Origin of the sequence: Methylibium sp., from assembly GCF_013817345.1 — a bacterium.
Classification (GTDB): Bacteria; Pseudomonadota; Gammaproteobacteria; order Burkholderiales; family Burkholderiaceae_C; genus Methylibium.
The window spans coordinates 1-25,880 of the sequence record NZ_JACDCW010000023.1; the positions used below are offsets into that span (position 1 = coordinate 1).

A 25,880-nucleotide genomic window follows, 5' to 3' on the forward strand; every position below is an offset into this window, starting at 1 on the left:
CAGCGCCGCCTTGGCGTGGGTCAGTCTGGAGACGGGTTTGCCGCCGAGCTGCTGGTCGGGCACGTTCATGCTCTGCGTCACGTCGAGCACGACCACCACCTCGAGTTCGGGGCGCTGCATCGGCACCGAGGGCCGCAGGAAAGTTGCAGCCAGCGCCGCGGCGGCCAGGCCGAGCAGCAGCGCGTCGCAACGGCCGCGCAAGGTGTCACGCACACCGGCCGTGCGCTCGCGCCAGCCTGAGCCGCTGCTCATGGCAGACCCGGCTCGATGCCGCGCATCTTGGTCGCGGCCCGTTCCGCATCGTTGCGAGGTTCGGCGATGGCCGGGTCGCTCTCGTCGGGGTCGGGATGCAGCCGCTGCGCGCGCTCGAGGTTGTAGCGTGCAGGCCAGTGTCCGGGATCGGCGTGCAGCACCTCTCTATAGCCCTGCTTGGCCAGCTCGGTCAGCGCGACCGACTGGCCCGCGCCCTCGGTGGCATTGCTGTCGGCAGCGAGCCCGAGCGCCTGACGCATCAGCAGATTGGCGCTGTTGAAACGTGCCGCCACGCCGAACTGGCGGTCGCCATGCAGGCTGCGGTAGCGCGTCAGCGCCGCTTCGTCTTCACCGCGCGCCGCCAGCTCATGGGCTTGGGCGAAGCGCAAGGCCGGTGCGAGCGGCGCCTTGATGTCGAGTTGCTGCGAGGCCTGGCCACTGGCGATCAGCGCGTTGTCCTGCGCCTTGTGCCACCAGGAGATGCCGCCCGCCAGCGCGGCGGCCGCCGTCAGGATCAGCGCGACGAAGGCCGCGCGCACGCGGCGGCGACGGTCCGGCGCGTATGAAGCTGGCAGCGGGGCGAGCGGGTTCAGCGCCATGCGCGCAACTCCATGAGCTTCGCAGTCAACAGCAGCAGCACGCAGGCCAGGGCGACGCCATAGCACCACTGTGAAAGCTCGCGCCGCGGCACGGTGTCGAGGTAGGTGATGGGCAGGTTCTCGAGCCGGTTCACGTCGTTGATCGCGCGCTGCAGCGCTTCGGGGTTCTCGGCTTCGTAGGCGCGGTAGGGCGTGCCCATGCTGCCGAAGAAGCGGTGCAGATGCACCTCGGGCGCCACCGCTTCCTCTGCGGGCTCGGCGTTCAGGCCGGGGCTGCGGAAGGAGCGGATGTAGAACCAGTACAGCGTGACGCGGTAGTCGCGCATGCGCCGGGCGATTTCGGTGCGCGCCTCGTCGGTCAGGTCGTCGCCGCCGTCGGAGACCAGCATCATGATGCGCGAGCCGGTGTAGGGCCGGTTGTGGAAGGAGGCCAGGCCCGCCTCCAGCGCCAGGCCGATGTCGGTCTCGGCCAAGCCGCGGCCGATCTCCCCGGCGGCGATGGCGGCCTGCACGGCGGCGGGCTTTTCGGTGAAGTCGAGCACGCGGATCGGCAAGGTGCTGAACACCAGCATGGCGAAACGGTCGGCGCTGCGCTGGGCCGCAAACTCGCCGAGCAGGACGCGGGCGGTCTGCTGCTTGGACGGCCGGCCTCGATCGGCGCGCTCCCGGCTGATGTTGAAGTTGGCCAGACCCGGCGTTTGCGTGGCGATACCCGAGGGCGTGTTACTGATGAAGGCCTGATCCATGCTGCGGCTGCGGTCGACCAGCAGCACGATCTCGGCGCCCTGCCCCACGCGCTCGACCTCGTAGGCGGGCCGGTACAGGCCGGCGAGTCCGAGCAGCACGGCAGCGACGGCCAACCCAGCCAATGCGCGCAGCAACACATCGAGCGCCTCCGAGAGGCGGTCGCGGGGCAGCAGCGCCGACCAGGAGTGCACCAACACCGCCTGCGGGCGCCGCCACAGCGCCAGCAGCGCCAGCGGCAAGGCCAGCAACAGCCAGGGCGCGGTGAAAGGCAGTTCGTTGAAAGGCATGGCGGCTTGTTCTCAGAGCCTGAGAGCTTTTTGGGCGTGCCCGAGCAGCGCGCCAGAAGGCGGCTGATCTAGGCGCAAAGCGCAGCCATAGCTCGGGCTATGTCGAGCATTTGCAACGACGAGCAGGCGACTTATGGCGTGATGAGCGGGCATGAGCGGGCATGAGCGAAAGGCTCTCAGGTTCTCAGGCCGTGCCGCGCTCGGCATTGCGGCAGGCGCGCGCGAAGGCAAGCAACCATTGGCGCTCGGAGGGCCCGTCAACGTCTGCGATGTCCACAACGTCTGCCGCGTCTGCCCTGTTTGCAAGCTCTGCAGGCTCTGCACGTTCTGTGCGGTCCCTGAGGTCTGCGGGATGTGCCCGATGCGCGAGATGCTCGCGATCCGCGCAATCGTCGGCGCCTGCGGCGCAAGCCGCGAGCGGCAAACCGCTCCGACTTTGGAAGAAGGTGGCTTGCGAGCGCATGAAGAAGTCACGGATGTCCTCGCGCAGCGGCGCGAAGCGAGGCACCCGACGGATGAAGCCGTCCACCGTATCGGCAAAGACCACCTGACCTGCCGTCTCGTTGAACGCCGCGTGGATCGCGCGGCAAGCGTCCTGCCATGTCTGCACGGGGGCCGGCGCCTTGCGGGCGGCGCGCAACCGCCGATAGGCGCGCGTGAAAGGCCGCTTTCGTGCGGAAAGCCAGGGCAGGCCGAAGTAGACAAATGCCAGATAGCCGCCGAGACACAGCGCCAGAGTCGCGCCCCCGGCAATCAGCAGACGCTCCGGCCCGATACCGCGAGGCATCGGAGCGGTGTCGGGCTGCAGATCGCCGAGGCCGCGCCGTTGCGGGGCCTGCTCGGGCGCCAGCGGTGCGACCGCGACCGGCCAGGACTCCACGAACAGATCCTCCGCCCGCGGCGTGCCCTCGAAGCGCAGCCGCAGCGCCGGCAGCTCGTAGACCCGTGCGGCGACCGGTGCGGCGAAGACCTGGTACTCGAGCCACAGGGTAAGCCGTGTGCCGGTGGCGTTCGCATCGTATTCGCGGCGCATCGAGCGCAGCTCCAGGGCCGGGCCGTGCCGGCCGATCGCCGGCAGCGATTCTTCGTCCAGGCGCAGGCGCCGCGGCAGTTCGATGACGATCTCCCGCGTGGCGGTATCGCCCACCTGGTAGCCGTAGGCGCGCGGCTCGCTCACGGTGAGACGCAGCGGCTCGGGTTCGGCCTGCGCCCAGCCGATGATTGGCCAGCATGCCAGCCCCGCAGCCAGCGCGAGTGCGGCCGCAGTGACTCGAGCAGCAGCGCTAGCGGTGGAAATGCGCAGTGACGGCATCGGCGTCGAATCCATTGAGCAGGTAGAGCGGGCGCAGCCGGTGGCGCCGGAACAGTGCATCGAGCGTGCCGCGCCGCGCTTCGAGCTGGCGGCGCCAGCGTTCGCGCAGCGCCGGACGCAGCCAGAGCAGGCGGCGCTGGCCGGTTTCAGCGTCGACCAACGAGGCCAGGCGGCCGATGCGGTCGGCAAGGCCGATCCCACCGGGCGAGCCCGCAGCGTTCGGCTCGTCCCCCGGCTGTGCGAACTCGGCGCGGTCCCACAGCAGCACCGGGACCAGTTCGTGATGAGCCAGCGAGCCGAGTACCGCATCGAGCGTCGGCAGCGGCAGATGAAAGTCCGACAGCAAGAACACCAGCGAGCGTTCGCGCCGCAGCAGCCGGTGCGCCTCCTTCAGTCCGTCGGCGTTGCGCCCGGCGGGCGCGAACGCGCGCAAGCGCCGGGCGAATGCGCTGCCCGCGCCTTGCGAACGCACGAGCGGCAGCAGCCAGTCGCGGCGCACCGCTTCGTCGCAACCGACGAAGCCGAAGGCGTCGCCCGTGCGCCAGGCCGACCACGCCAGCGCTTCCGTGAAATCGGCCAGCACGTCGAGCTTGCGGCGCTCGCCTTGAAACGCCATCGATGCCGACAGGTCCGCCACCGCGTACACCGGCACCGCCTTGCGCTCGTTGGCCACGCGCACCAGCCACTGGCCGAGCGGATCGCGCAGGCTCGCATGCAGATCGAGCCGGCGCACATCGGGCGCGTCGTGCAGCGGCACATGGGCGCGGAACTCGTGGCCGCTGTCGCCGCGGCGGCTGCGGTGGTGGCCGGGAAAGTGCGCGAGCGCCGGCCGTGCGACGCGGTAGACGAACTCCTTCATCGCCTCGGCCGTGCGCTGTGGTTCAAGGTGCGGCGACCTGCCCGAGGATGCCGCGCACCAGCGCGCCGACGATCTCCGGGCGCCGCAACTCGTACACCGGCTGCAGGCACAGCCGGTGCGCAATGGTCTCGAAGAACACGGCGCGCACGTCTTCCGGTGTGACGTGCCCCCGGCCGTGCAGCCACGCGCACACGCGCGCCGCACGCAGCAACTGGCTCATGCCGCGCGGGCTGGCCCCCGCAAGCATTACCTCGTTCGCGTCGTGCACGTCGGCGTCCGTGAGCCGCACGCCGTATTCGCCGGGCTGCGCCGTGGCACGCCACAGCCGCAGCGCGTAGTCTTGCAGCGCCGGCGTGGCTTGGATGCTGTGCTGAATGGCGGCCGCCACCTCGCCCAGCGCCTGGTACGGCACGACGCCCTCGGGCAACTGCGCGATCAGCGCGTCGGTGTCGTGGAAGCGCGGCTCGAACATGAGCGCCAAGCGCTCGTCGTCGGCCTCGGGCGCGTCGATGGTGATCTCCATCATGAAGCGGTCGCGTGCGGCCGAGGCAATCTCGAAGGTCTCCTCGCGCTCGACGCGGTTGCGGTCGGCGAACACCAGCAGGTGCGGCAGGCGCTGTTCGCGGTTGAAGGCGTTCAGGCTGCGCTCGGCCATCACGCGCAGCAGCAGCGCATGCACCTGCGGGCGGGCGCGGTTGATCTCGTTGAAGAAGAAGATCGCCAGCTCTTCGCCGTGCTCGGTGAGCGGGCCGGGGTCGATGGCCGGGCGGCCGTCCTTGCCGATGTGGGTGTGATAGATCAGGTCGTTGGGCATCAGATCGATGGTGCCCTCGGCGCGCGCGAAGGCGCCACCGATCAGCCGCGCATAAGCCCGCAGCAAGGTGGTCTTGCCGACGCCCACGTCGCCTTGCAGCAGCACGTGGCCGCGTGCGAAGACGGCCGTAGTGACCAGGCGGATCACGCGCTGCTGGCCGATGACCGCCCGCGCCGCCTGCGCCTCGAGCTGCAAGGCGCGCTCGCGCCAGTCGTGCAGCAGCGCGTCGTTTCGGTCCATCACTCGTACTCCGTGGGTGCGGCCGGCACGCGCGACCGCAATGGCATGGATGCTCCGTTCAGCCGCAGGGCAGCGTCAAGCGCGGGTAGGCCCTGAAGTGTGCAGGCATGGAACAGTGCCTCGACGCACAGGGACAAGCGGGGCTTGGCCGCGGCGGGCACCGACCGTGCGGTGACAGCTTGCTGTCAAGCAGGGGCTCAGACCTCGAGCGCCGTCGTCTTCTTGACGGTGCGCAGCACCAGCATCGAGTTCGAGCGCAGCACGCCCGGCAGGCGCATCAGCACGTCGGTATGGAAGCGCTCGAGATCGGCCGCGTCGTTGTAGGTGAAGCGGATCAGGTAATCGTTGGTGCCGGCAACATAGAAGCAGTCGAGGATCGAAGGCTCGGCCTGCACGGCGCGCTCGAAGGCTTCGATTGCCGGCGTCGTCAGCCGCTCCAGGTTGACGATGGTGTAGCTCGTGCCCGGCTGGCCCACCGCCCGGGGATCGACCAGGGCCACATAGCGCGCGATCACGCCGCTGTCCTCGAGCTGCTTGACGCGGCGCAGGCAGGCTGAGGGCGACAGGTGCACGCGCTGCGCCAAGGCCAGATTGGAGACGCGGCCGTCGATCTGCAGCTCGCGCAGGATGGCGCGGTCCGTCACGTCCAGCGTCGCACGCGATTTCTTGTCGAACCGGCTTAATTGCATTTCATTGCGCTGAACTGTGCAGACGCCGAATCTTATGCGGCAGACGCGGGTAGTCCCTTTGTTCTTGCGCAACCCCATTGCGCGAGGGCAAGACTAGACTGATCCGGCGCCCGCAAGCTGGGCAGCATCGAAGCGCGCAGCGTGTTCATCCGCCCGCTGCGCCCCTGTCACGCCGGCCCTTGCGCCGCGCCCCTTGTCTGGAAGCCGCGCCATGTACAACGACCTCAAGACCAGCCCCCAGGCCGCGACCGCGCTCGACGCGTACTGGATGCCGTTCACAGCCAACCGCCAGTTCAAGAAGGCGCCGCGCCTGCTGGCCAAGGCCTCGGGCATGCACTTCTGGACCCCCGAGGGCCGCGAGATCCTCGACGGCATCGCCGGGCTGTGGTGCGTGAATGCGGGTCACGGCAGACCCAGGATCGTCGAGGCGATCCAGCGCCAGGCCGCCGAGATGGATTTCGCGCCGCCCTTCAACATGGCGCACCCGAAAGCTTTCGAACTCGCCGAGCGACTGGTGCAGCTCACGCCGCCGGGGCTGGACAAGGTCTTCTACACGAATTCGGGCTCCGAGTCGGTCGAGACCGCTCTCAAGATCGCCATCGCCTACCACCGTGCGCGCGGCGATGGCGCCCGCACGCGGCTCATCGGCCGCGAGCGCGGCTATCACGGCGTGAACTTCGGCGGCATCTCGGTCGGCGGCATCGTGGCCAACCGCAAGATGTTCGGCACGCTGCTGGCCGGCGTGGACCACATCCGCCACACGCACGACCTGTCGCGCAACGCCTTCTCGGTCGGCCAGCCTGCGCACGGGGCTGAGTTGGCCGACGACCTCGAGCGCCTGGTCGCGCTGCACGACGCCAGCACCATCGCCGCGGTGATCGTCGAGCCCGTCGCCGGCTCCACCGGCGTGCTGGTGCCGCCGCAGGGCTACCTGCAGAAGCTGCGCGCCATCTGCGACAAGCACGGCATCCTGCTGATCTTCGACGAGGTCATCACCGGCTTCGGCCGCACCGGCGCGAACTTCGCTGCGCAACGTTTCGGCGTGACGCCCGATCTGATGGTGGCGGCCAAGGGCATCACCAACGGCAGCGTGCCGATGGGTGCGGTGTTCGCCAAGCGGCACATCCACGACGCGTTCATGGAAGGCCCGGAGCACCTGATCGAGTTCTTCCACGGCTACACCTACTCGGCCCACCCACTCGCCTGCGCCGCAGCGCTGGGCACGCTCGACACCTACGCCGAGGAAGGCTTGCTCACGCGGGCGCTGGAGATGGAGCCCTGCTTCGCCGAGGCACTGCACAGCCTGAAGGGCCTGCCCAACGTGATCGACGTGCGCAACATCGGCCTGGTGGGCGGCATCGAGCTGGCGCCGATCGAAGGCCAGCCGGGCAAGCGGGCGTTCGACGTCTTCCTCGACTGCTGGGAGCGTGGGGTGCTCGTGCGCACCACCGGCGACACGGTGGCACTGTCGCCGCCGCTGATCGTCGAGAAGAAGCACATCGACCAGATCGTCGGCACGCTGGGCGATGCGATCAAGCGCGCTGCGTGAATCGCAGGACACGGCGCCGGCTGAACAACGGCGGCGGCACGAGGAGTTCGCCGTGACTGCCCGCCCGGTCGTGCTGATGCCCGCCTGCCAGAGCGCAAGCGGCCAGCAGTTGCACGTCATCGGGCAGAAGTACGTCGACGCAGTGCGGCTCGCCGGCGGCCTGCCGCTGGTCGTGCCCTCGGTTCAACTGCACGAACTCGACGAGCTGCTGGCGCTCGCCGACGGCGTGTGCCTCACCGGCTCGCCGAGCAATGTGCATCCCCGTCATTTCGACGAAGTGGTGCACGACACCGCCCTGCCCCTCGACACCCGCCGTGACGACTGGACCCTGCCGCTGATTCCGCGCGTGCTGGCACTCGGCATGCCGCTGTTCGCCATTTGCCGGGGCTGCCAGGAACTCAACGTGGCGCTCGGCGGCTCGCTGCACCAGGCGGTGCAGGATCAACCCGGCTTCCAGGACCACCGGGCCCGCGAGGACCAGCCGGCCGAGGTGCAGTACGGCCCCTCGCATCCGGTGCAGGTGGTTCCGGGCGGGCTGCTCGACACGCTGATCGGCAATGCGTCGTTTCAGGTCAACAGCCTGCACGGCCAGGGCATCAAGCGCCTGGCCGACCGGCTGCGTGTGGAAGCGAGGGCCCCCGATGGCGTGATCGAGGCCGTCTCGCTCGCCGACGCCAGCGGTTTCACGCTCGGCGTGCAGTGGCACCCTGAATGGCAGGCCCGCGACAACCCGGTGTCGATGAAGCTGCTGCGCGCCTTCGGCGATGCGTGCCAATCCTTTCGCGAGCGCCGGCAGAAGACCGCGCACGAGGCGGTCGTGCGCTTGCCGGTACCCTAGCCCCTGTCTGCCGCCGCCCTGCGGCGGCCGATGCGACGGCGCGCCGCCTCCAAGTCCTGATGCGCGCAGCAACCGACAGGTGACACATGGTGGTCCGCGACAAATTTACATTCAGCGAACTCGAGAACTGGCTCAACGAGCGCCGCGTGACCGAAATTGAGTGCCTGGTGCCCGACCTCACGGGCGTGGCCCGCGGCAAGATCCTGCCGCGCGAAAAGTTCACCGAAGACCGTGGCATGCGCCTGCCCGAGGCCGTGGTGGCGATGGGCGTGACGGGCGAGTTCCCTGAAGAAGGGCCTTACTACGACGTCATCAGCCCGACCGATCGCGACATGCACCTGCAGCCCGACCCGAGCACGGTGCGCATCGTGCCCTGGGCCACGGACCCGACGGCGCAGGTCATCCACGACTGCTACTACAAGGACGGCACGATGGTGCCCTTCGCGCCCCGCTCGGTGCTGCGCCGCGTGTGCAGCCTGTTCGACGCCGAGGGCTGGGACCCCGTGGTGGCACCCGAGCTGGAGTTCTACCTGGTCGCGCGCAACACCGATCCCGACATCCCCCTGAAGCCGCCCATCGGGCGCAGCGGCCGCGCCGAGACCTCGCGCCAGGCCTATTCGATCGACGCGGTCAACGAGTTCGACCCGCTGTTCGAGGACGTGTATGCCTACTGCCAGCAGATGGAGTTGAACGTCGACACGCTGATCCACGAGATCGGCGCGGGCCAGATGGAGATCAACTTCTTCCACGCGCATCCGCTGGCTCTGGCCGACGAGGTGTTCTTCTTCAAGCGCACGGTGCGCGAAGCCGCCCTGCGCCATGACATGTTCGCCACCTTCATGGCCAAGCCGATCGCCGGCGAGCCGGGCAGTTCGATGCACATCCACCAGAGCATCCTCGACAAGGCCACCGGCAAGAACATCTTCAGCAATCCCGACGGCACGCCCTCGCAGGCCTTCTACTGGTACATCGGCGGCCTGCAGAAGTACGTGCCGGCAGCGATGGCACTGTTCGCGCCGTACGTCAACAGCTACCGGCGCCTCTCGCGCTTCACCGCCGCGCCGATCAACATTCAGTGGGGCATCGACAACCGCACGGTGGGCATCCGCTCGCCGGTGGCCGGGCCGGCCGCACGCCGCATCGAGAACCGCGTGATCGGCGCCGACGCCAACCCCTACGTGGCGCTGGCCGCCAGCCTGGCCTGCGGCTATCTGGGCTTGAAGAACCGCATCGAGCCGAGCGCCGAGTGCAAAGGCGATGCGTACCTCGGCGAGTACCAGTTGCCACGCAGCTTGAGCGAGGCGCTGACCTTGCTTCGCAACGAGAAGGACCTGCACGAGGTGCTGGGCGAATCCTTCGTGACCGTCTACACCGAGGTCAAGGAGATCGAGTACGCAGAGTTCATGAAGGTCATCTCGCCCTGGGAGCGCGAGCACCTGCTGCTGCACGTTTGAGGGGGCGACGAAGCATGAAGCACGAACGCACTACGGCCCAGCGCAGCACCGCCGAATGGCAGGCCGCGGACGCGGCGCATTTCATGCACCCCTTCACCGACTTCGGTGCGCTGGCGAAGAAGGGCTCGCGCATCATCGAGAAGGCCGAGGGCATCCACCTGTGGGACACCGAGGGCCACAGGATCCTCGACGCGATGAGCGGCTTGTGGTGCGTCAACGTCGGCTACGGTCAGCGCACGTTGATCGATGCCGCGACGAAGCAACTCGAACAGCTCCCCTTCTACAACGCCTTCTTCCAGACCGCCACGCCTCCCGCGATCGAGCTGGCCGAACTGCTGGCCGAGCTGACGCCGCCGCAGTTCAAGCACGTGTTCTTCTCCGGCTCGGGCTCCGAAGGCAACGACACCATCGTGCGCATGGTGCGCCGCTACTGGGACCTGCTCGGTCAGCCCGAGCGCCGCGTCATCATCAGCCGCAACAACGCCTATCACGGCTCGACCATGGCGGGCGCGTCGCTGGGCGGCATGAGCGGCATGCATGCACAAGGCGGGCTGCCGATTCCCGACATCACGCACATCGAGCAGCCCTACTGGTACGAGCTGGGCCGCAGCATGAGCCGCGACGAGTTCGGCATCGTGGCGGCCGGCTGGCTGGAGAAGAAGATCCTGGAAGTGGGCGCCGAGCGCGTCGCCGCCTTCATCGGCGAGCCGATCCAGGGTGCCGGCGGCGTGATCATTCCGCCCGAAACCTACTGGCCCGAGGTGCAACGCATCTGCGACAAGTACGGCGTGCTGCTGGTGAGCGACGAGGTCATCTGCGGCTTCGGTCGCACCGGCAACTGGTGGGGCTGCGAAACCATGGGCACGCGGCCCGACCTCATGACCTTCGCCAAGGGCGTGACCTCGGGCTACATCCCGCTCGGCGGCGTGATGGTGGGCGAGCGCATCGCCAAGGTCCTCATCGAGCGCGGTGGCGAGTTCAACCACGGCTATACCTACAGCGGCCACCCGGTGGCCTGCGCGGTGGCACTTGCGAACATTCGGCTGATTCAGCGCGAGCGGCTGGTGGAGAAGGTACGCAACGACCTCGGCCCGCATCTCGCTCGCGGCTTCGAGGCGCTGAAGGAGCATCCGCTGATCGGCGACGCCGAGACCTGCGGCCTGATGGGTGCGCTGCTGCTCGTCAAGGACAAGGCGAGCGGCGCGCCGTTCGCTCCCGAACTCGAAGTCGGCATGATCTGCCGAGGCCATTGCTTCGCCAACGGACTGATCATGCGAGCGGTGGGCGACCGGATGATCATCGCGCCACCGCTGGTTATCACGGGCGAGCAGATCGACGAGATGCTGGGTCTGATCCGGCGGTGTTTGGACCTGACCTGGGCTGACGTGCGAGCCCAAGGCTGAGCGTGACAAGTCGCCCACGACGCCTGTCGCCTTGATTTCGCCTACTCTCTCCGAGGCATCGCCAAGATTTCGAGGAGCTCTCATGACCACCACCGCAGTCGACTGGCACGAACGCGCCGCCACCCTCAAACCCGACGGCCGCGCATTCATCGGCGGCAAGCGCGTCGCCGCGGCAAGCGGCGAAACCTTCGACTGCATCTCGCCCATCGATGGACGGCTGCTCGGGCCGGTCGCGCGATGCCGCGCTGAGGATGTGCATTTCGCAGTGAGCGACGGCCGCGCCGCTTTCGGCGACGGCCGCTGGGGTCAGCGGCCGCCGTCAGAGCGCAAACGCATCCTGCAGGCCTTTGCGGAAAAGATGCTCGCGGCGCGCGAAGAGCTGGCCCTGCTGGAAACGCTGGACATGGGCAAGCCGATCGGCAATGCGCTGAGCGCCGACGTGCCACAAGCCGCGCGCTGCATCGCGTGGTACGCCGAGGCGATCGACAAGATCTATGGCGAGATCGCGCCGACGGGGCCGCATGCGCTGGCGCTCATCCAGCGCGAGCCGATGGGGGTGATCGGCGCCATCGTGCCCTGGAACTACCCGATGCTCATGGCCGCATGGAAGCTAGGCCCAGCGCTTGCCGCCGGCAATTCGGTGGTGCTCAAGCCCAGCGAGAAGAGCCCGCTCACGGCCCTGCGGCTGGCCGAGCTGGCGATGGAAGCCGGCCTGCCGCCGGGCGTGTTCAACGTGGTGCCGGGCTACGGCCACGAGGCCGGCGAGGCGCTGGCGCTGCACGACGAGGTGGATGCCATTGGCTTCACCGGCTCGACCCGTGTGGGCCGCAAGATGCTCGAGTACGCCGGGCGCAGCAACCTCAAGCGCGTGTACAACGAGCTCGGCGGCAAGAGCGCGTTTCTCGTCTTTCCGGATTTCGACGATCTCGACCGCTGCGCCGAAACGGTGGCCGCGAGCATCTTCTACAACCAGGGCGAGAGCTGCAACGCACCGTCCCGTCTGCTGGTGCACGAAGCGATCGTCGATGACTTCGCAAAACGCGTCGCGACCGAGGCGTCGAAGTACCGGCCGGCCGATCCGCTCGATGCCGCCACGGTGATGGGTGCGCTGGTCGATCACGCCCAGTTGCGCACGGTGATGAGCTACATCGAGGCCGGCCGCGCCGAAGGCGCGCAAGTGCTGGCCGGCGGCGCCCAGACGCGCGCGGAAACGGGCGGCTGTTATGTGGAGCCGACCGTGTTCGGCGGCGTGCGCAACGACATGCGCATCGCGCGGGAGGAGATCTTCGGGCCGGTGCTCGGCATCATTTGCTTCAAGGACGAGGCCGAGGCGGTCCGCCTGGCCAACGACTCTCCCTACGGCCTGCAGGCCAGCGTGTGGAGTTCGCACATCGACCGCGCGCACCGCGTCGCTCGCGCCTTGCGTGCCGGCACGGTGCACGTGAACCAGTACGACGAGGACGACATCACCGTGCCCTTCGGCGGTTACAAGCAAAGCGGCAACGGGCGCGACAAGTCACTGCACGCGCTGGACAAGTACACCGAGCTGAAGACGACCTGGCTGCGGATCAATAGTTGATCCTGCACGCAAACGCCGCCAGTGCCAGCCGGCACAATCGCGCGCAACACTGAGCGACCCAGGAGAACCCGCTTGATCCTCGTCACCGGCGGTACCGGCTTTATCGGCTCGCACACCTGCGTGGCGCTGGCGGCGGCAGGCAAGCAATTCCTAATCCTCGACAACCTGCGCAACAGCCGGCGCAGCGTGTTGGGCGGCATCGAAGCCCTCGTCGGCAGGCCGGTGCCGTTCGTCGAAGGCGACATCCGCGACGCGACCCTGCTCGACCGCCTGTTCGCCGAACACGACATCGAGGCGGTGATCCACTTCGCCGCGCTCAAGGCGGTGGGCGAATCGGTGCAGCAGCCGCTGGCCTACTACGAGAACAACGTGTCAGGCACGATCGGGCTGGTCGAAGCGATGCAGCGCGCGAAGGTCCACAGCCTGGTGTTCTCGTCCTCGGCCACGGTCTACGGCGATCCGGCCACGGTGCCGATTCGCGAGGACTTTCCGCTTAGCGCCACCAACCCCTACGGTTGGAGCAAGCTCATGACCGAGCAGATCCTGGCCGATCTCTCGCACGCCGAGCCGCAGTGGCGCATCGCCCGGCTGCGTTACTTCAACCCGGTGGGCGCGCACGAGAGCGGTCTCATCGGCGAAGACCCGTCGGGCCTGCCGAACAACCTGATGCCATTCGTCGCGCAGGTCGCCGCAGGGCAGCGCGGGCAGCTGCAGGTTTTCGGCGGCGACTACCCCACCGCCGACGGCACCGGCGTGCGTGACTACATCCACGTGATGGATCTCGCCGAAGGCCACGTCGCTGCGCTCGATTGCCTGGCGCGCGAGCCGGGCCTGCTGACCGTCAACCTGGGCACCGGGCACGGCGTGTCGGTGCTGGAAATGGTGGCGGCCTTCGAGCAAGCCAGCGGACGCGCCGTGCCCTACCGCATCGTCGCGCGCCGGCCCGGCGACGTGGCCGCCTGCTGGGCCGACCCAACGCTTGCGCAGCAGCGGCTCGGTTGGACCACGCGGCGCGATCTGGCGGCGATGTGCGCCGATGCCTGGCGCTGGCAGAGCGGCCGCGCCGGCGAATCCCGATAGTCTTTCGTCTTTCGGCCACGCCGCACGGCGGGCGGGCGCTTTGATGCTGCTGCCAATCAGCGCTGCGCAAGCAGCACGCGCGGCTGATGCGCTCTCAGCCTGCGAACACGGCCTCGGTTTGCCGCGCACTGCGCCGCGCCAGTGCCGACACGGCCCGTGGCGATTCGCCCTTGAGCCGGTGATCCGACCAAACCTGTCGCCATTTGCGTGCACCCGGGGTGCCGTTCCAAAGCCCCAGCATGTGACGCGATACGTGCGACCACGGCTCGCCGCGCAAGGCCCGCTCGCGCTCCATGTACTCGACCATGCGCGTCTCGATCTCGGTGCGCTCTCGTTCGTGCGGCGCTGCGCCGAAGAAGCGTGCGTCCCACGAAGCCATCGTCCACGGGTGGTGGTAGGCCTCGCGGCCGAGCATCACACCATCGACGTGGCGCAACTGCTCTTCGATCTGCTCGCTGGTCGTGATGCCGCCGTTGAGAACGATGGTGAGCGCCGGAAAATCGTGCTTCAACCGGTGCACGAGTTCGTGGCGCAGCGGCGGCATTTCACGGTTTTCCTTTGGACTAAGGCCTTTGAGCCAGGCATTGCGCGCGTGCACGATGAAAACGGTGCAGCCGGCGGCCGCCACGGTACCGACGAAGTCCTGCACGAAGCCGTAGTTTTCCGTCTTGTCGATGCCGATACGGTGTTTCACCGTCACGGGAATGCTCACCGCATCGACCATCGCCTTGACGCCCTCGGCCACGAGTTCGGGCTCGGCCATGAGGCAGGCACCGAAGGCGCCGCGCTGCACGCGCTCGCTGGGGCAGCCGCAGTTGAGATTGATCTCGTCGTAACCCCAACGCTCGCCGAGCTTGGCGCAGGCGGCCAGATCGGCCGGCTCGCTGCCGCCGAGTTGCAAGGCGACGGGATGCTCCTCGTCATTGAAATCCAGATGCCTCGGCACATCGCCGTGCAGCAAAGCGCCCGTCGTGACCATCTCGGTATACAGGCGCGTGTGCCGGCTCAGCAGCCGGTGGAAGTAGCGGCAGTGGCGATCGGTCCAGTCCATCATCGGGGCGACACTGAGTCGCCACGCGGCCTGTTGTCGATGCAGTGGCGTGTTTTCTTGCACGGAAGTCGGTATGCGGGGACGTGGATGGCGGCAATGCACTTTGTGAGCACCGCCGAGCGCCGGATAAAGGGGCGGGCCCCGAACCGGCATTGTCATCGTTGAGCCGCGAAGTACCCATGCAAACGGCACGCGCGATCACCATCAGCCGCGTGCCGTCACGCCTGGCATGCTGGCGGGCCGCCATCGAAGCGGCTCCGCACAGCGTACCGGGAGCTTCTTACTAGTTGCGATCGGAGCGCGGCGCCCGATTCATCGTGCCGTCGCCGGACGTGGCGCCGCTGTCCATCGTGCCGCTGGACGTGCCCCCCGTGCTGCCTGCGCCAGCGCCGGTCGCGGTCCCGGTGCCGCCCGCACCCGGGCCGATGCCCCTGTCCGTGGTGCCAACGCCCGTGCCGGCGCCGCCCGTGCCTCCTGGCGGCGCGTTGGTATCCGTCGCGCCAGGAGCGGCCGTGCCCGAGCCTGCGCCCATGCTGCCGGCGCCGCTGCCCGAGGGGGTGCTGCTGTTGTCCATCGTGCCGCCTGCAGCGCCCGGGTCGGTTCGAGTGGGTGTGCCCGTTCCTCCGCCGCCCGGGCCGACGCCTTTGTCCGTGGTACCGACGCCAGCGCCCGTACCGGTTCCGGCCGGCGGTGCATTGGTGTCGGCCACCCCGGTCTGGGCCTGGGCGATTCCGAACGCGGCGAACAAGGCCGCAGCGGCGGTCGTGGTAACGAGCTTGGTGCGTACTGTCTTCATCGGTTATCTCCTAAGTGAATGACCAACCCACCGGGTTCACGCGTTGCGTTCGCAGCGGCGCCGGCCTGGGTAGTTACTTAACCGGCAAGCGATGTGCCCGCAGAACGCAAAAAGGCCGGGCGACGAACCCGGCCTTTCTTGCCCGAAATATGGTGACGGCGCCAGCACGACATTGCTGGTCTGCCCGATGTGGATGGAAGAGCCAGTTCGCCACACCGCCGTCTGGCGTGAACTTTAAATCTGCTGACGCCGTCCGTCTGTGCCGCAAACAACCGAGTCGCGGGGCGGGATAACGCTTGCCCCGCACACGTTTCAGTTCGTCAAGCGCACGCTTCCGCTCACCGTGGCGCTGATGACGCCCTTTCCGGGCTCGGTAGGCACCGGCGCCTCGGCCATCGCCATGTCGGCATTCTGGGCTCGGTACATCACCGGACGCGGGTTGCCGTCCTGCTGGCCGCTGTGCACCGACACTTCGCCGAGCGTGTAGCCGCCGTAGCCGAACTGCCGCGCCAGTTCTGCGGCTCGGGCGCGGTACTGTTGTATCGCCTCGGCGGTGACGCTGGCCTCGTGCTTGTCCGTCAGTTCCGGCGAAAGGCTGTACCCCACGCTGGTGACGTTCATGCCCGCGAGCCGGCCCGCCGCGGCGGCGACTCGCTGCGTGTCCTTGCCCTCGAGCACGAGTTCGGCCCGGCCCTGCCAGCCGTTGATGCGGCCGTTCTTGTCGTGGCGCGGGTAAAGCGAAAAGCCGCCCGTGCGCACTTCCATGGCGCCCGCCTTTGCGGCCAGCTTGGCCTCGGAGAGCGCCGCATCGAGCACCTGCTTGAGCTGCGCCTGCACGGCCGCCGCATCGCTGCCCTCTCGCGTGACGGCCAACGTGATGCCGAGCAAATCCTGCACCACTTCCAGTCGGGCGCTAGCGCTGAAGTTGAGCAGGTTCTCGCGAGGGGTCGCCTCTGCAGCAACTGCTGCGCCGCCGCACGCAATAGCAGCCGCACCGAGCATGGCAAGGACCGGGAATCGAAGTTTCATGAGAGCCTTTCGAGCAACGAAGGAATCGGAGGCGCCGCTGGGGCATGCGGCGACGCAAGAGTGAGCGGCGCAGGATCATCGCCCAATGCCGAACGCGCTTGACGGCAGTGGCTGGCAACATCACTGGCGCGCGCCGGCAGTCGGCGGCATCGGAGCGCCTGCACGGTGAAGAAAAGCGGCTCGCGTGGGCCGCAGGAGAGCAGTTCATGACGCTTTCCGAAGGGCGGCGCAATAGTTGTAACAGAGGGTCATTCGGCTCTTTTGCCCCTCTTCCGCTGCGCACAATGCCGTTGTTACAAATGCAGGAAAGGTCTAGATGAACGCCTCCAACACCAACCAGCGGGCCGATCGCATCGTCGTGGTCGACGACGACGCCCGCATCCGCGACCTCCTGCGCCGCTACCTGACGCAAGAAGGCTTCGAGGTGCTGCTGGCCGAGGATGCCAAGGCTCTGAACCGCGTGATGACGCGCGACACCATCGATCTGATCGTGCTCGATCTCATGCTTCCCGGCGAGGACGGTCTGTCGATCTGCCGCCGGCTGCGTGCGAACAACGACACCACGCCCATCATCATGCTGACGGCCAAGGTGGAAGACGTGGACCGCATCGTCGGCCTGGAGGTCGGCGCAGACGACTACCTTCCGAAGCCCTTCAACCCCCGCGAACTGCTGGCGCGCATCCACGCCGTGCTGCGCCGTCGCCCGCAGCTCGAAGCCCCCGGCGCGCCGGCCAAGGAGGCCCAGACAGTCACCTTCGGTCCCTTCGAGTTCGACTTGGCGCTGCGACGCCTGGCCAAGGACGGCGAGCAGATGGCCCTGACCACCGGCGAGTTCTCCATGCTCAAGGCGCTGGTGCGCCACCCCCGCCAGCCGCTGTCGCGCGACAAGCTCGCACAGCTCGCCCGTGGCCGCGAGTTCGAACCTTTCGACCGCAGCCTGGACGTGCAGATCTCGCGCCTGCGCAAGATGATCGAGCCCGACCCCGCCCAGCCTCGCTACATCCAGACGGTGTGGGGCGTAGGCTATGTGTTCGTGCCGGACGGCGCGGCATGAGCGGATCAATGTGCCGGGTTTAAGCGCTCCCAGAACGCCGCTTTTCGGCGCCCGCCCCACACGGGGATCGAGGAAAGTGGCAGAGTTGCATTTTCTCGAGAGGCTGCGCGGTCATGGTTGAGTCGGAAGCGGGCAGCACCCGAGCGTCGGCGCGGGCGGCCCGCGATGAACGCGCGCGCCGTGGCTCGCGCACGGCGGGCGCGACCACCCGGCCGCTTCGCCCCTCCAATACCCCGCGGCTGCAGCTACCGCGCATCGCGCTGAGTCTGTTCTGGCGCACCTTCATCCTGCTGGCGGTGCTGCTCGGCGGCGGCATCTTCGCCTGGCTGCAGACCTTCCGGGCGCTCGAGTTCGAGCCGCGCGCCGTGCAGGCGGCGCAGCAGATCGCGAGCCTGGTGAACCTGTCGCGCGCGGCCCTGCGCTATTCGGACGCGATCAGTCGCGTGACCCTGGTCAAGGACATGAGCGACCAGGAGGCGGTGAAGATCGTGCCGCGCGAAGCGAAAGACTTGTTCGAGCCGTTCGAGGTCGATCGCTTCAGCCGCGCCGTCGGCCACGAGTTGCGCACGCGGCTCGGGCCCGAGACGGTTGTGGCGAGCAGCGTCAACAAGGTGCCGGGCCTATGGGTGGGCTTCAACATCGAGACCGATCCTTATTGGCTGCAGGCCGACCCGAAGCGGGTGGAGCCGGTGGCGGGCAGCACTTACTTCGTGTGGACCAGCATCGCGCTTTTGGCCACGGTGTTCGGCTCCGCAGCCATCGCCGGGCTGATCAACCAGCCGCTCAAGCAGCTCTCGTTCGCGGCCAGCCGCATCCGCGACGGCGAATACGACTCGCGCCTGGACGAGCACACCATGACCAGCGAGATCCGCGAAGTCAACATGGGCTTCAACCGCATGGCGCGCGAGCTGGCCAAGGTGGAGGAAGACCGTGCCGTGATGCTGGCCGGCATCAGCCACGACCTGCGCACACCGCTGGCGCGAATGCGGCTGGAAACCGAGATGAGCGTGGTGGACGAGGAGGCCAAACGCTACATGGCGGCCGACATCGACCAGCTCGACGCCATCATCGACAAGTTCATGGATTACGCGCGGCCGGGCGAAGTGCGGCTGGTGCCGGTGCACCTGTCGAGCATCGTCGACCGCGAGAGCGCGGCCTTCCGCGACCCGACGCAGATCCGCATCGAGTCGCGCGTGGCCATTGACGCCCGGGTCATGGCCGACGATACCGAGCTCGGTCGCGTGTTCGCCAACCTGTTCGAGAACGCGCGCCGCTACGGCCGCAGCAACGACACCGGCGTGGCCTGGGTGCAGGTGAGCTACGCCCGCACGGGGCCGTGGGTGGTGCTGAGCGTGCGCGACCACGGGCCCGGCGTGGCGCCCGAAAAGCTCAAGCAGCTCACGACGCCGTTCTTCCGAGGCGACGCCGCGCGCACGGCGGCCACGGGCGCTGGCCTGGGCTTGGCGATCGTGGAGAAGGCCGTGCAGCGCATGGGCGGCAGCTTCGAGCTGACGAACGCGAGCGATGGCGGATTGCTGGCGCATATCCGGCTGAAGAAGGCGCCATAAGGAACTAACTGCGGGATAAGTCAGCGCGCCGAGCACACTGTCGACGCCTCTTCGGTAGCCCCTCACCCCGCCTCTCCCCAGAGGGGAGAGGAGCAATACCCGCAATACCCGGCCCTCCGTGCGCGCTTGTGCTTCGCCTGTCAGCCGCGCACCAACAGGCACACGGCGCGCGCCTCGATCGATTCGCCCCGGCCCACCGGCCCCATTTTCTCGGCCGTTTTGGCTTTCACATTCACCTGACTCGGCGCCACGCCCAGCGTTGCGGCGATGCGCTCGACCATGGCCGAAATATGCGGCGCCATCTTCGGCGCCTGCGCGACGATGGTGGCGTCGACATTGCCGATCTGCCAACCGGCCGCCTGCACCCGCGCAAGCGCCTCCACCAGCAGCACGAGCGAATCGGCGCCCTTGAAGCGCACGTCTGTGTCGGGAAAATGGCGGCCGATATCGCCGAGTGCCGCTGCGCCGAGCAACGCATCGGTGATGGCGTGCAGCAGCGCGTCGGCGTCGGAATGCCCGGCCAGGCCGTGGCTGTGCGCGATCTCCACGCCGCCGAGGACGAGCTTGCGGCCGGTGACCAGCGCGTGGGTATCCCAGCCCTCGCCGATGCGGATGTCGATCGGGTTCATGCGCGCGTCCTCAACAGGCGTTCGGCCAGCGCGAAATCCGCCGGCCAGGTGAGTTTGAAATTCTCCAGCGTGCCCGGCACGAGCAGCGGCGCATCGCCGAGCGCTTCCATCGCGCTGGCCTCGTCGGTGACCTGATCGCCTGCCGCGGCCAACGCCTCGCGCAGGCGGCCGATACGAAACATCTGCGGCGTCTGCGCTTGCCACAAGCCGCGGCGATCCACGGTGTGCGCCACGCGGCTGGCGCCTGCAGCGATGGTCGAAGCACGCACCGAATCGGCCTCGCGCTTGAGCGTATCGGCCAGCGGCAGCGCGAGAAGGCCGCCGACCGCGTCGAGCTCGCAGGCGGCGATCAGGCGTTCGATGTCGGCCGGCTGCACCAGGCAGCGCGCGGCGTCGTGAACGAGCACCCAGTCCTCGGGCAGCGCGCCGCGTTCGATCAAGGTAGCCAAGCCGTTCGCCACGCTCGCGGCACGCGTGGCGCCGCCGCAGCGCACCGCCCACCGGCGCCGCGCTCCCGCAGGGATGTCGCCTGCAGCGCGCGCCCCGGCTTGCACGCCGGAGCCGCTCGAGGGGCTCGGCACATGCGCCTCGCAAGCCGCGTCTCGCCCCCAGCCCGGCACGTCGCGCTCGAAGCGCTGGTCCTGCGGCGCAAGCACGACCAGCGTTGCGGTCAGCCGGCGCACGCGGTCGAGCGCCTGCAATGTGTGGTCCACCACAGCACGACCGGCGACGCGCACGTACTGCTTGGGTTGCTCGGCGCCCGCCCGTGCACCGATGCCTGCGCTGGGCACCAAGGCATAGCAGCGCGTTGAGGAGGACTCGGCTTTGTCCATTGCGCTCACCATGCCACGGGCACCGGATAGCGGTGAATCATCGGGTCGGGCGTGAGCAAGGTCATGCCGTGCTGGACCGCCTGGCAGACCAGCAGACGGTCGAAGGGATCGGTGTGCACGGCCGGCAGGCGGTCGAGCAGCAGGGTGTCCGCCTCGCTCAGCGGCAGCGGCTCGATACCGTGGCGCTGCCGCTCGCGCGGCACGTAACGCGACGGCGCTTCGGACAGCGGCAGTTTGCCGAGCTGGTGCTTCACTGCAATTTCCCAGGCCGACACAGCCGAGAGATAAACCTCGTTGGCCGGGTCGCGGAACAAAGCGGCCGCCTCGGCGCTGAACAGCGCATCGCCGCGCACCGCCCAAAGAAAACTGCAGGTGTCGAGCAGCAGTCTCATCGGCGCGCCCTGGTGCGGCGCGACGCCGATTTGGCAGGCGCCTTTGCGCCCCGCACCGCCGGTGTCGATCGAGCCGAGTTGGCTGCGCTCGGGCAATCGACCGCGCCCGTTGTGCCGCTCAGCGCGCTCAGCAACTCCACGGGCAGCGGCTCGAAGAAGCCGTCCGGCAACGGTTCGCCGGCGTCCGGCGCACGGCCCAGCGGCCTCGGCCGGCTCGAGCGCTGCGGCCCCAGCGCAACCAGCTTGGCCACCGGCTGGTTGCGCCGGCAGATCAGCACCTCCTCGCCACGCTCCGCTGCGGCGACGTACTCGGCCAGGTTTTCGCGGACCTTGTGAATGTTGGGGCGGTGCATGGACGCTGCTCCGGACAACAAGATGTACAAGTCTAACGCCGCGGCACACGAGTCGGAAGCAACGTACTGCGAGCGGCAGCGCGCTTCGAACCGGGACTGCGTCCCGCCCCTGTCGCGCGCGCCGAAGCAGGCGGCTGCCTACAATCGTGCAGCGCTCCGTGGTCCTCCGCGGAGCGTTCTTCATTGCCCGGTTTTTCGATGCAGCTCCCTTCCCTCGCCCTCGGCAAGCGCTACACCCTGCCCCGCCCCGTCGGCTCGGCCGATGCACTGCTGCTCGCGCGCTTTGCGCAGGCCCGCAAGGCAGCACGGCAGCTCACCGCCATCGTCACCGCCGAGCCGGCCGATACACAGCGGCTGCAGGACGAGCTGGCCTTCTTCGCACCGGAGTTGCGCATTGCCGTCTTCCCCGACTGGGAGACGCTGCCCTACGACAACTTCTCGCCGCACCAGGACCTGATCTCGGAGCGGCTGGCCACGCTGTGGCGGGTGCTTCACGCGCAGGGCCAGGGCGAGGTGGACGTGGTGCTCATGCCGGCCACCACCGCCCTGGTGCGCCTGGCGCCGCCCGCCTTTCTGGCTGCCTACACCTTCCAGTTCAAGCAAAAGCAAAAGCTCGACGAGGCTGGCTTGAAAGCGCAGCTCTCGCTGGCCGGCTACCAGCATGTGAGCCAAGTCGTCTCGCCGGGCGAATATGCGGTCCGCGGCGGGCTGATCGACCTGTTCCCGATGGGCTCGCCCGTGCCCTTTCGCGTCGACCTGTTCGACGACGAGGTCGATTCCATCCGCACCTTCGACCCCGACAGCCAGCGCAGCCTCTACCCGGTGCCCGAAGTGCGGCTGCTCCCGGGCCGCGAGTTCCCCATGGACGAAGCCGCGCGCACGGCGTTCCGTGCGCGCTGGCGCGAGCGCGTGGAGGGCGACCCCACGCGCTCGCGCATCTACAAGGACATCGGCGCGGGCATCGCCACTGCCGGCATCGAGTTCTACCTGCCGCTGTTCTTCGACGAGACGGCGACGGTGTTCGACTACTTCGGCGCTGAAGCGCACGTGGTGCTGCATGGCGAGGTGGACGAGGCGCTGCAGAAATTCTGGACCGAGACGCGGGAGCGGCATCGCTTCTTGCAGCACGACCCGGAGCGGCCGATCCTGCCGCCGGCGGCGATCTACCTGCCGCCGGAGGAGTTCTTCGGGCGGTGCAATACACACGCTCAACTGTCCGTGCGCGGCGCGGTCGTCGAGCAGTCGCCGGATTCCCTTTCTCCCGCAGGGCGGGAGAGGGCTGGGGTGAGGGTGGGAGGTGCCGCGCCAAGCACCCCCTCACCCCAACCCTCTGCCCCTCCGGGGGCGAGGGAGCCGGAAGACCTCGCGCAACCGCGACAGGATGGCGGTGCGTGGGCTCGCCCCCTGCCCGACCTCGCCATCGAGCGCGCTACGCAGGACCCTCTGCGCAAGCTGGAACAGCACCTGGAAAGGACCGCCAAGAGCGGCACCCGCGTGCTGCTGGTCGCAGAGAGCCAGGGCCGTCGCGAGAGCGTGCTGGAGCTGCTGCGCGATCACAAACTCGAGCCGCCTCCGGTGGAGTCGCTCGCGGCTTTCGAGGCCAGCGACCATCCCTACGCCATCACCGTCGCACCACTCGCCGCCGGCTTCCACTGGCAGCGCGACGAGGGCGAGCCGGCCATCCAGCTCATCACCGAGACCGAGCTCTTCGACGCCGCCCCTACGCAGCGCCGCCGCCGCAAGCAGGAGCAGACGAGTGACGTCGATGCGCTGATCAAGGACCTGTCCGAGCTCAAGCCCGGCGACCCTGTCGTGCATGCCAACCACGGCATCGGCCGCTACGTGGGCCTGATCCACATCGACCTCGGCGAAGGCGACACCGAATTCCTGCATCTCGAGTACGCCGACAAGGCCACGCTCTACGTGCCGGTCGCACAACTGCAGCTCATCAGCCGCTACACCGGCGTGAGCGCGGAAGAAGCGCCGCTGCACCGCCTGGGCTCGGCTCAGTGGGACAAGGCCAAGCGCAAGGCCGCCGAGCAGGTGCGCGATACCGCTGCCGAGCTGCTCAACCTGTACGCACGCCGCGCCGCGCGCGAAGGCTTTGCGTTCCGCTTCGCGCCGCAGGACTACGAGGCTTTCGCCGCCAGCTTCGGCTTCGAGGAAACGCCCGACCAGCGCGCCGCCATCCATGCGGTGATCCAGGACATGATTTCGCCGCGGCCGATGGACCGGCTGGTGTGCGGCGACGTCGGCTTCGGCAAAACCGAAGTGGCCCTGCGCGCCGCCTTCGTGGCCGTGACCGGCGGCAAGCAGGTGGCTCTGCTCGCCCCCACCACGCTGCTGGCGGAGCAGCACTACGCGAACATTTCCGACCGCTTCGCGAAGTGGCCGGTCAAGGTGGCTGAGATGAGCCGCTTTCGCTCGGCCAAGGAGATCAAGGCGGCGCTCGCGGGCCTGGCCGACGGCACGATCGACATCGTGATCGGCACTCATAAATTGCTGAGCCAGGACACGAAGTTCGCCAACCTCGGTCTGCTCATCATCGACGAAGAACACCGCTTCGGCGTGCGCCACAAAGAGGCGATGAAAGCGCTGCGCGCCGAGGTCGACGTGCTCACGCTCACCGCCACGCCGATCCCGCGCACGCTGGGCATGGCGCTCGAAGGCCTGCGCGACCTGAGCGTCATCGCCACCGCGCCGCAGCGGCGCCTGTCGATCAAGACCTTCGTGCGCGGCGAGTCGAACGGCACCATCCGCGAGGCGGTGCTGCGCGAGTTGAAGCGCGGCGGGCAGGTCTATTTCCTGCACAACGAGGTGGAGACGATCCAGAACCGGCGCCAGAGACTCGAAGAGCTGCTGCCCGAGGCACGCATCGCAGTGGCGCATGGCCAGATGCCCGAGCGTGAACTGGAACGCGTGATGCGCGAGTTCGTTGCGCAGAAGCACAACCTGCTGCTGTGCTCGACCATCATCGAGACCGGCATCGACGTGCCCACCGCCAACACCATCGTCATGAGCCGCGCCGACAAGTTCGGCCTCGCGCAACTGCACCAGCTCAGGGGCCGCGTCGGCCGCTCGCACCACCAAGCCTATGCCTACCTGATGGTGCCCGACGTGGAGGGCCTGACCAAGCAGGCCGCGCAGCGCCTGCAGGCCATCCAGGACATGGAAGAGCTCGGCTCCGGCTTCTACCTCGCCATGCACGACCTCGAAATCCGCGGCGCCGGCGAAGTGCTGGGAGAGAACCAGAGCGGCAACATGATGGAGGTGGGCTTCCAGCTCTACAACGACATGCTGGCCCTGGCCGTGCGCGAGCTCAAGGCCGGCCGCGAGCCCGATCTGCTGAGCCCACTCAACGTCACGACCGAGATCAACCTGCACGCTCCCGCCCTGCTGCCAGACAGCTACTGCGGCGACGTGCACGTGCGCCTCTCGCTCTACAAGCGCCTGGCCACGGCCGACAAGCTCGACAAGATCGACGCCATGTTGGAAGAGATCGTCGATCGCTTCGGCAAGCTGCCGACGCAGGCGCAGACCCTGTTCGACACCCACCGCCTGCGCGTGCAGGCCAAGGCCTACGGCGTGCAGAAGATCGACGCCGGCCCGCAGGCCATGAGCATCACCTTCCGCCCCAACCCGCCGATCGACTCGCTGCGCATCATCGAGCTGGTGCAGAAGAACCGCCACATCAAGCTTGCCGGCAACGACAAGCTGCGCATCGAGAAGGCGCTGCCCGAGCCGGCTTCGCGGGCGCAGTTCCTGCGGGATGTGTTGAAGTCGCTGGGAACGCCGCAGGTGGCTGAGGCGGCTTGACAGCTCAGTAGCACTCGAGTGCTACATTCGAGGCTCCGAAGGAGCAAAACATGTCCACCACGACGATTCGTCTGCCGGATGACCTCAAGGCCCGCATCGCCACCGCGGCAGAGCGTGCGGGCACCTCGACCCATGGCTTCATCCTCGAGGCCATTGCAGAGAAGGCGGAGCAGGAAGAACGCCGCGCCGACTTTCACGACACCTCCGAAAAGCGGTACGCGGAGATTGTCGCCACCGGTCGCGCCATTCCCTGGAGCGAGATGCGCCGCTATCTGGAGGATCGCATCGCCGGCAAGAAGCCGGCACGACCCAAGGCCAGAAAATTGGCCCGCTGAGAATGGCTCGCATCGAGTTCGCCGGTCAGGTGACAGAAGACGTCGACCGCATCTTCGATCATCTTGCATTGCATGACGTCGAGAACGCGCCCTCGCGCATCCAGGACATCATTGCCGCCACCGACGTGCTCGTGCGCAATCCGCTGATCGGCCGGCTGTCAGGCACCCACCACCGCGAACTCGTCATCGGGCGCCGCTCGCGCGGCTACGTCGCCTTGTACCGCTACGTGCCAGAGCTCGATACCGTCTTCATCCTCGCCATCCGAAGCCAGGGCGAAGCCGGCTACGCACGGCCATGACGCCGATTCCACAGCACGAACAC

Annotated in this window: 24 protein-coding genes and 1 pseudogene; 11 read left to right on the forward strand and 14 right to left on the reverse strand. The window is 68.1% G+C overall.

Annotated elements, in window-relative coordinates:
• The 7 genes and pseudogenes from H0W40_RS06400 to H0W40_RS06430 all read right to left on the reverse strand — a co-directional run.
• Positions 1–252: pseudogene (locus H0W40_RS06400) on the reverse strand (hypothetical protein); the annotation flags it as partial.
• Positions 249–851, reverse strand: a complete 603-nt coding sequence (locus tag H0W40_RS06405) for a hypothetical protein (protein WP_292444410.1) — start codon at positions 849–851, stop codon at positions 249–251. The pseudogene H0W40_RS06400 and the gene H0W40_RS06405, both read right to left, overlap by 4 nt.
• Positions 842–1,885 (reverse strand): vWA domain-containing protein, encoded by a 1,044-nt coding sequence (locus H0W40_RS06410; protein WP_292444413.1) that lies wholly within the window; start codon positions 1,883–1,885, stop codon positions 842–844. Before H0W40_RS06410 ends, H0W40_RS06405 begins: the two co-directional genes overlap by 10 nt.
• 184 nt (positions 1,886–2,069) lie before the next feature.
• A complete protein-coding gene (locus H0W40_RS06415) occupies positions 2,070–3,197 on the reverse strand; it encodes a hypothetical protein (RefSeq protein ID WP_292444415.1) in 1,128 nt (375 codons plus the stop codon).
• Positions 3,169–4,056 carry an MxaS protein gene (locus H0W40_RS06420; RefSeq protein ID WP_292444419.1) on the reverse strand — a complete coding sequence of 296 codons (888 nt, stop codon included), beginning with the start codon at positions 4,054–4,056 and terminating at the stop codon, positions 3,169–3,171. Before H0W40_RS06420 ends, H0W40_RS06415 begins: the two co-directional genes overlap by 29 nt.
• 22 nt (positions 4,057–4,078) lie before the next feature.
• Entirely contained in the window at positions 4,079–5,110 is a 1,032-nt protein-coding gene (locus tag H0W40_RS06425; RefSeq protein ID WP_292444421.1) for a MoxR family ATPase, read from the reverse strand.
• A gap of 197 nt (positions 5,111–5,307) precedes the next feature.
• Positions 5,308–5,799: an Lrp/AsnC family transcriptional regulator gene (locus H0W40_RS06430; protein ID WP_292444423.1), complete on the reverse strand. Its 492-nt coding sequence runs from the start codon at positions 5,797–5,799 to the stop codon at positions 5,308–5,310.
• Positions 5,800–6,010: 211 nt separating this feature from the next.
• On the opposite strand from H0W40_RS06430, the gene H0W40_RS06435 reads away from it, so the two are divergent.
• The 6 genes from H0W40_RS06435 to galE all read left to right on the forward strand — a co-directional run bounded on the left by H0W40_RS06435 (position 6,011) and on the right by galE (position 13,702).
• The gene (locus H0W40_RS06435) at positions 6,011–7,348 is read left to right on the forward strand and encodes an aspartate aminotransferase family protein (protein WP_292444426.1); all 1,338 of its coding nucleotides are present in this window, start codon (positions 6,011–6,013) and stop codon (positions 7,346–7,348) included.
• A 52-nt stretch (positions 7,349–7,400) separates the two neighbouring features.
• Positions 7,401–8,186 (forward strand): gamma-glutamyl-gamma-aminobutyrate hydrolase family protein, encoded by a 786-nt coding sequence (locus H0W40_RS06440; RefSeq protein ID WP_292444429.1) that lies wholly within the window; start codon positions 7,401–7,403, stop codon positions 8,184–8,186.
• Positions 8,187–8,272: 86 nt separating this feature from the next.
• On the forward strand, positions 8,273–9,640 hold the full coding sequence (locus H0W40_RS06445) for a glutamine synthetase family protein (protein WP_292444431.1): 1,368 nt from the start codon (positions 8,273–8,275) through the stop codon (positions 9,638–9,640).
• A 14-nt stretch (positions 9,641–9,654) separates the two neighbouring features.
• Complete coding sequence (locus tag H0W40_RS06450; RefSeq protein WP_292444435.1) at positions 9,655–11,043, forward strand: aspartate aminotransferase family protein; 1,389 nt, start codon at positions 9,655–9,657, stop codon at positions 11,041–11,043.
• 82 nt (positions 11,044–11,125) lie between these two features.
• Positions 11,126–12,622: an aldehyde dehydrogenase gene (locus H0W40_RS06455; protein WP_292444438.1), complete on the forward strand. Its 1,497-nt coding sequence runs from the start codon at positions 11,126–11,128 to the stop codon at positions 12,620–12,622.
• 72 nt (positions 12,623–12,694) lie between these two features.
• On the forward strand, positions 12,695–13,702 hold the full coding sequence (gene galE, locus H0W40_RS06460; RefSeq protein ID WP_292444440.1) for a UDP-glucose 4-epimerase GalE: 1,008 nt from the start codon (positions 12,695–12,697) through the stop codon (positions 13,700–13,702).
• Positions 13,703–13,796: 94 nt separating this feature from the next.
• On the opposite strand, the gene dusA is transcribed toward galE, so the two are convergent.
• From dusA to H0W40_RS06475, 3 genes are all read right to left on the reverse strand, one after another.
• The gene (gene dusA, locus H0W40_RS06465) at positions 13,797–14,798 is read right to left on the reverse strand and encodes a tRNA dihydrouridine(20/20a) synthase DusA (RefSeq protein ID WP_292444495.1); all 1,002 of its coding nucleotides are present in this window, start codon (positions 14,796–14,798) and stop codon (positions 13,797–13,799) included.
• A gap of 238 nt (positions 14,799–15,036) precedes the next feature.
• Complete coding sequence (locus tag H0W40_RS06470) at positions 15,037–15,549, reverse strand: hypothetical protein (RefSeq protein ID WP_292444442.1); 513 nt, start codon at positions 15,547–15,549, stop codon at positions 15,037–15,039.
• 312 nt (positions 15,550–15,861) lie between these two features.
• A complete protein-coding gene (locus H0W40_RS06475; protein ID WP_292444444.1) occupies positions 15,862–16,578 on the reverse strand; it encodes an SIMPL domain-containing protein in 717 nt (238 codons plus the stop codon).
• Between the two features lie 316 nt (positions 16,579–16,894).
• Between H0W40_RS06475 and ompR the strand changes: the two genes are divergently transcribed.
• Entirely contained in the window at positions 16,895–17,632 is a 738-nt protein-coding gene (gene ompR, locus H0W40_RS06480; protein ID WP_292444447.1) for a two-component system response regulator OmpR, read from the forward strand.
• A 113-nt stretch (positions 17,633–17,745) separates the two neighbouring features.
• Complete coding sequence (locus H0W40_RS06485) at positions 17,746–19,200, forward strand: sensor histidine kinase (protein ID WP_292444450.1); 1,455 nt, start codon at positions 17,746–17,748, stop codon at positions 19,198–19,200.
• Between the two features lie 140 nt (positions 19,201–19,340).
• On the opposite strand, the gene ispF is transcribed toward H0W40_RS06485, so the two are convergent.
• From ispF to H0W40_RS06505, 4 genes are read right to left on the reverse strand one after another with little or no spacing between them, the layout of a single operon-like run.
• A complete protein-coding gene (gene ispF / locus H0W40_RS06490; RefSeq protein WP_292444453.1) occupies positions 19,341–19,829 on the reverse strand; it encodes a 2-C-methyl-D-erythritol 2,4-cyclodiphosphate synthase in 489 nt (162 codons plus the stop codon).
• Positions 19,826–20,662, reverse strand: coding sequence for a 2-C-methyl-D-erythritol 4-phosphate cytidylyltransferase (locus H0W40_RS06495; RefSeq protein WP_292444456.1), 837 nt, complete (start codon positions 20,660–20,662; stop codon positions 19,826–19,828). Before H0W40_RS06495 ends, ispF begins: the two co-directional genes overlap by 4 nt.
• Before the next feature lie 5 nt (positions 20,663–20,667).
• Positions 20,668–21,054, reverse strand: coding sequence for a type II toxin-antitoxin system VapC family toxin (locus H0W40_RS06500; RefSeq protein ID WP_292444458.1), 387 nt, complete (start codon positions 21,052–21,054; stop codon positions 20,668–20,670).
• Positions 21,051–21,407 carry a type II toxin-antitoxin system Phd/YefM family antitoxin gene (locus H0W40_RS06505; RefSeq protein WP_292444461.1) on the reverse strand — a complete coding sequence of 119 codons (357 nt, stop codon included), beginning with the start codon at positions 21,405–21,407 and terminating at the stop codon, positions 21,051–21,053. Before H0W40_RS06505 ends, H0W40_RS06500 begins: the two co-directional genes overlap by 4 nt.
• Before the next feature lie 198 nt (positions 21,408–21,605).
• On the opposite strand from H0W40_RS06505, the gene mfd reads away from it, so the two are divergent.
• The 3 genes from mfd to H0W40_RS06520 are packed head-to-tail and all read left to right on the forward strand — an operon-like array spanning position 21,606 to position 25,857.
• Positions 21,606–25,223: a transcription-repair coupling factor gene (gene mfd / locus H0W40_RS06510; RefSeq protein WP_292444464.1), complete on the forward strand. Its 3,618-nt coding sequence runs from the start codon at positions 21,606–21,608 to the stop codon at positions 25,221–25,223.
• A 50-nt stretch (positions 25,224–25,273) separates the two neighbouring features.
• On the forward strand, positions 25,274–25,558 hold the full coding sequence (locus H0W40_RS06515) for a CopG family ribbon-helix-helix protein (protein WP_292444466.1): 285 nt from the start codon (positions 25,274–25,276) through the stop codon (positions 25,556–25,558).
• A 2-nt stretch (positions 25,559–25,560) separates the two neighbouring features.
• Positions 25,561–25,857 carry a type II toxin-antitoxin system RelE/ParE family toxin gene (locus H0W40_RS06520; protein WP_292444468.1) on the forward strand — a complete coding sequence of 99 codons (297 nt, stop codon included), beginning with the start codon at positions 25,561–25,563 and terminating at the stop codon, positions 25,855–25,857.
• Positions 25,858–25,880 lie beyond the last annotated feature (23 nt).

Excerpts from the sequence above, each read along its gene's own strand:
- H0W40_RS06405 (WP_292444410.1), bottom strand. The coding sequence starts at position 851 with ATGGCGCTGAACCCGCTCGCCCCGCTGCCAGCTTCATACGCGCCGGAC.
- H0W40_RS06410 (WP_292444413.1), bottom strand. The coding sequence starts at position 1,885 with ATGCCTTTCAACGAACTGCCTTTCACCGCGCCCTGGCTGTTGCTGGCC.
- H0W40_RS06415 (WP_292444415.1), bottom strand. The coding sequence starts at position 3,197 with ATGCCGTCACTGCGCATTTCCACCGCTAGCGCTGCTGCTCGAGTCACT.
- H0W40_RS06420 (WP_292444419.1), bottom strand. The coding sequence starts at position 4,056 with ATGAAGGAGTTCGTCTACCGCGTCGCACGGCCGGCGCTCGCGCACTTT.
- H0W40_RS06425 (WP_292444421.1), bottom strand. The coding sequence starts at position 5,110 with ATGGACCGAAACGACGCGCTGCTGCACGACTGGCGCGAGCGCGCCTTG.
- H0W40_RS06430 (WP_292444423.1), bottom strand. The coding sequence starts at position 5,799 with ATGCAATTAAGCCGGTTCGACAAGAAATCGCGTGCGACGCTGGACGTG.
- H0W40_RS06435 (WP_292444426.1), top strand. The coding sequence starts at position 6,011 with ATGTACAACGACCTCAAGACCAGCCCCCAGGCCGCGACCGCGCTCGAC.
- H0W40_RS06445 (WP_292444431.1), top strand. The coding sequence starts at position 8,273 with ATGGTGGTCCGCGACAAATTTACATTCAGCGAACTCGAGAACTGGCTC.
- H0W40_RS06450 (WP_292444435.1), top strand. The coding sequence starts at position 9,655 with ATGAAGCACGAACGCACTACGGCCCAGCGCAGCACCGCCGAATGGCAG.
- H0W40_RS06455 (WP_292444438.1), top strand. The coding sequence starts at position 11,126 with ATGACCACCACCGCAGTCGACTGGCACGAACGCGCCGCCACCCTCAAA.
- H0W40_RS06470 (WP_292444442.1), bottom strand. The coding sequence starts at position 15,549 with ATGAAGACAGTACGCACCAAGCTCGTTACCACGACCGCCGCTGCGGCC.
- H0W40_RS06475 (WP_292444444.1), bottom strand. The coding sequence starts at position 16,578 with ATGAAACTTCGATTCCCGGTCCTTGCCATGCTCGGTGCGGCTGCTATT.
- ompR (WP_292444447.1), top strand. The coding sequence starts at position 16,895 with ATGAACGCCTCCAACACCAACCAGCGGGCCGATCGCATCGTCGTGGTC.
- H0W40_RS06485 (WP_292444450.1), top strand. The coding sequence starts at position 17,746 with ATGGTTGAGTCGGAAGCGGGCAGCACCCGAGCGTCGGCGCGGGCGGCC.
- ispF (WP_292444453.1), bottom strand. The coding sequence starts at position 19,829 with ATGAACCCGATCGACATCCGCATCGGCGAGGGCTGGGATACCCACGCG.
- H0W40_RS06495 (WP_292444456.1), bottom strand. The coding sequence starts at position 20,662 with ATGGACAAAGCCGAGTCCTCCTCAACGCGCTGCTATGCCTTGGTGCCC.
- H0W40_RS06500 (WP_292444458.1), bottom strand. The coding sequence starts at position 21,054 with ATGAGACTGCTGCTCGACACCTGCAGTTTTCTTTGGGCGGTGCGCGGC.
- H0W40_RS06505 (WP_292444461.1), bottom strand. The coding sequence starts at position 21,407 with ATGCACCGCCCCAACATTCACAAGGTCCGCGAAAACCTGGCCGAGTAC.
- mfd (WP_292444464.1), top strand. The coding sequence starts at position 21,606 with ATGCAGCTCCCTTCCCTCGCCCTCGGCAAGCGCTACACCCTGCCCCGC.
- H0W40_RS06515 (WP_292444466.1), top strand. The coding sequence starts at position 25,274 with ATGTCCACCACGACGATTCGTCTGCCGGATGACCTCAAGGCCCGCATC.
- H0W40_RS06520 (WP_292444468.1), top strand. The coding sequence starts at position 25,561 with ATGGCTCGCATCGAGTTCGCCGGTCAGGTGACAGAAGACGTCGACCGC.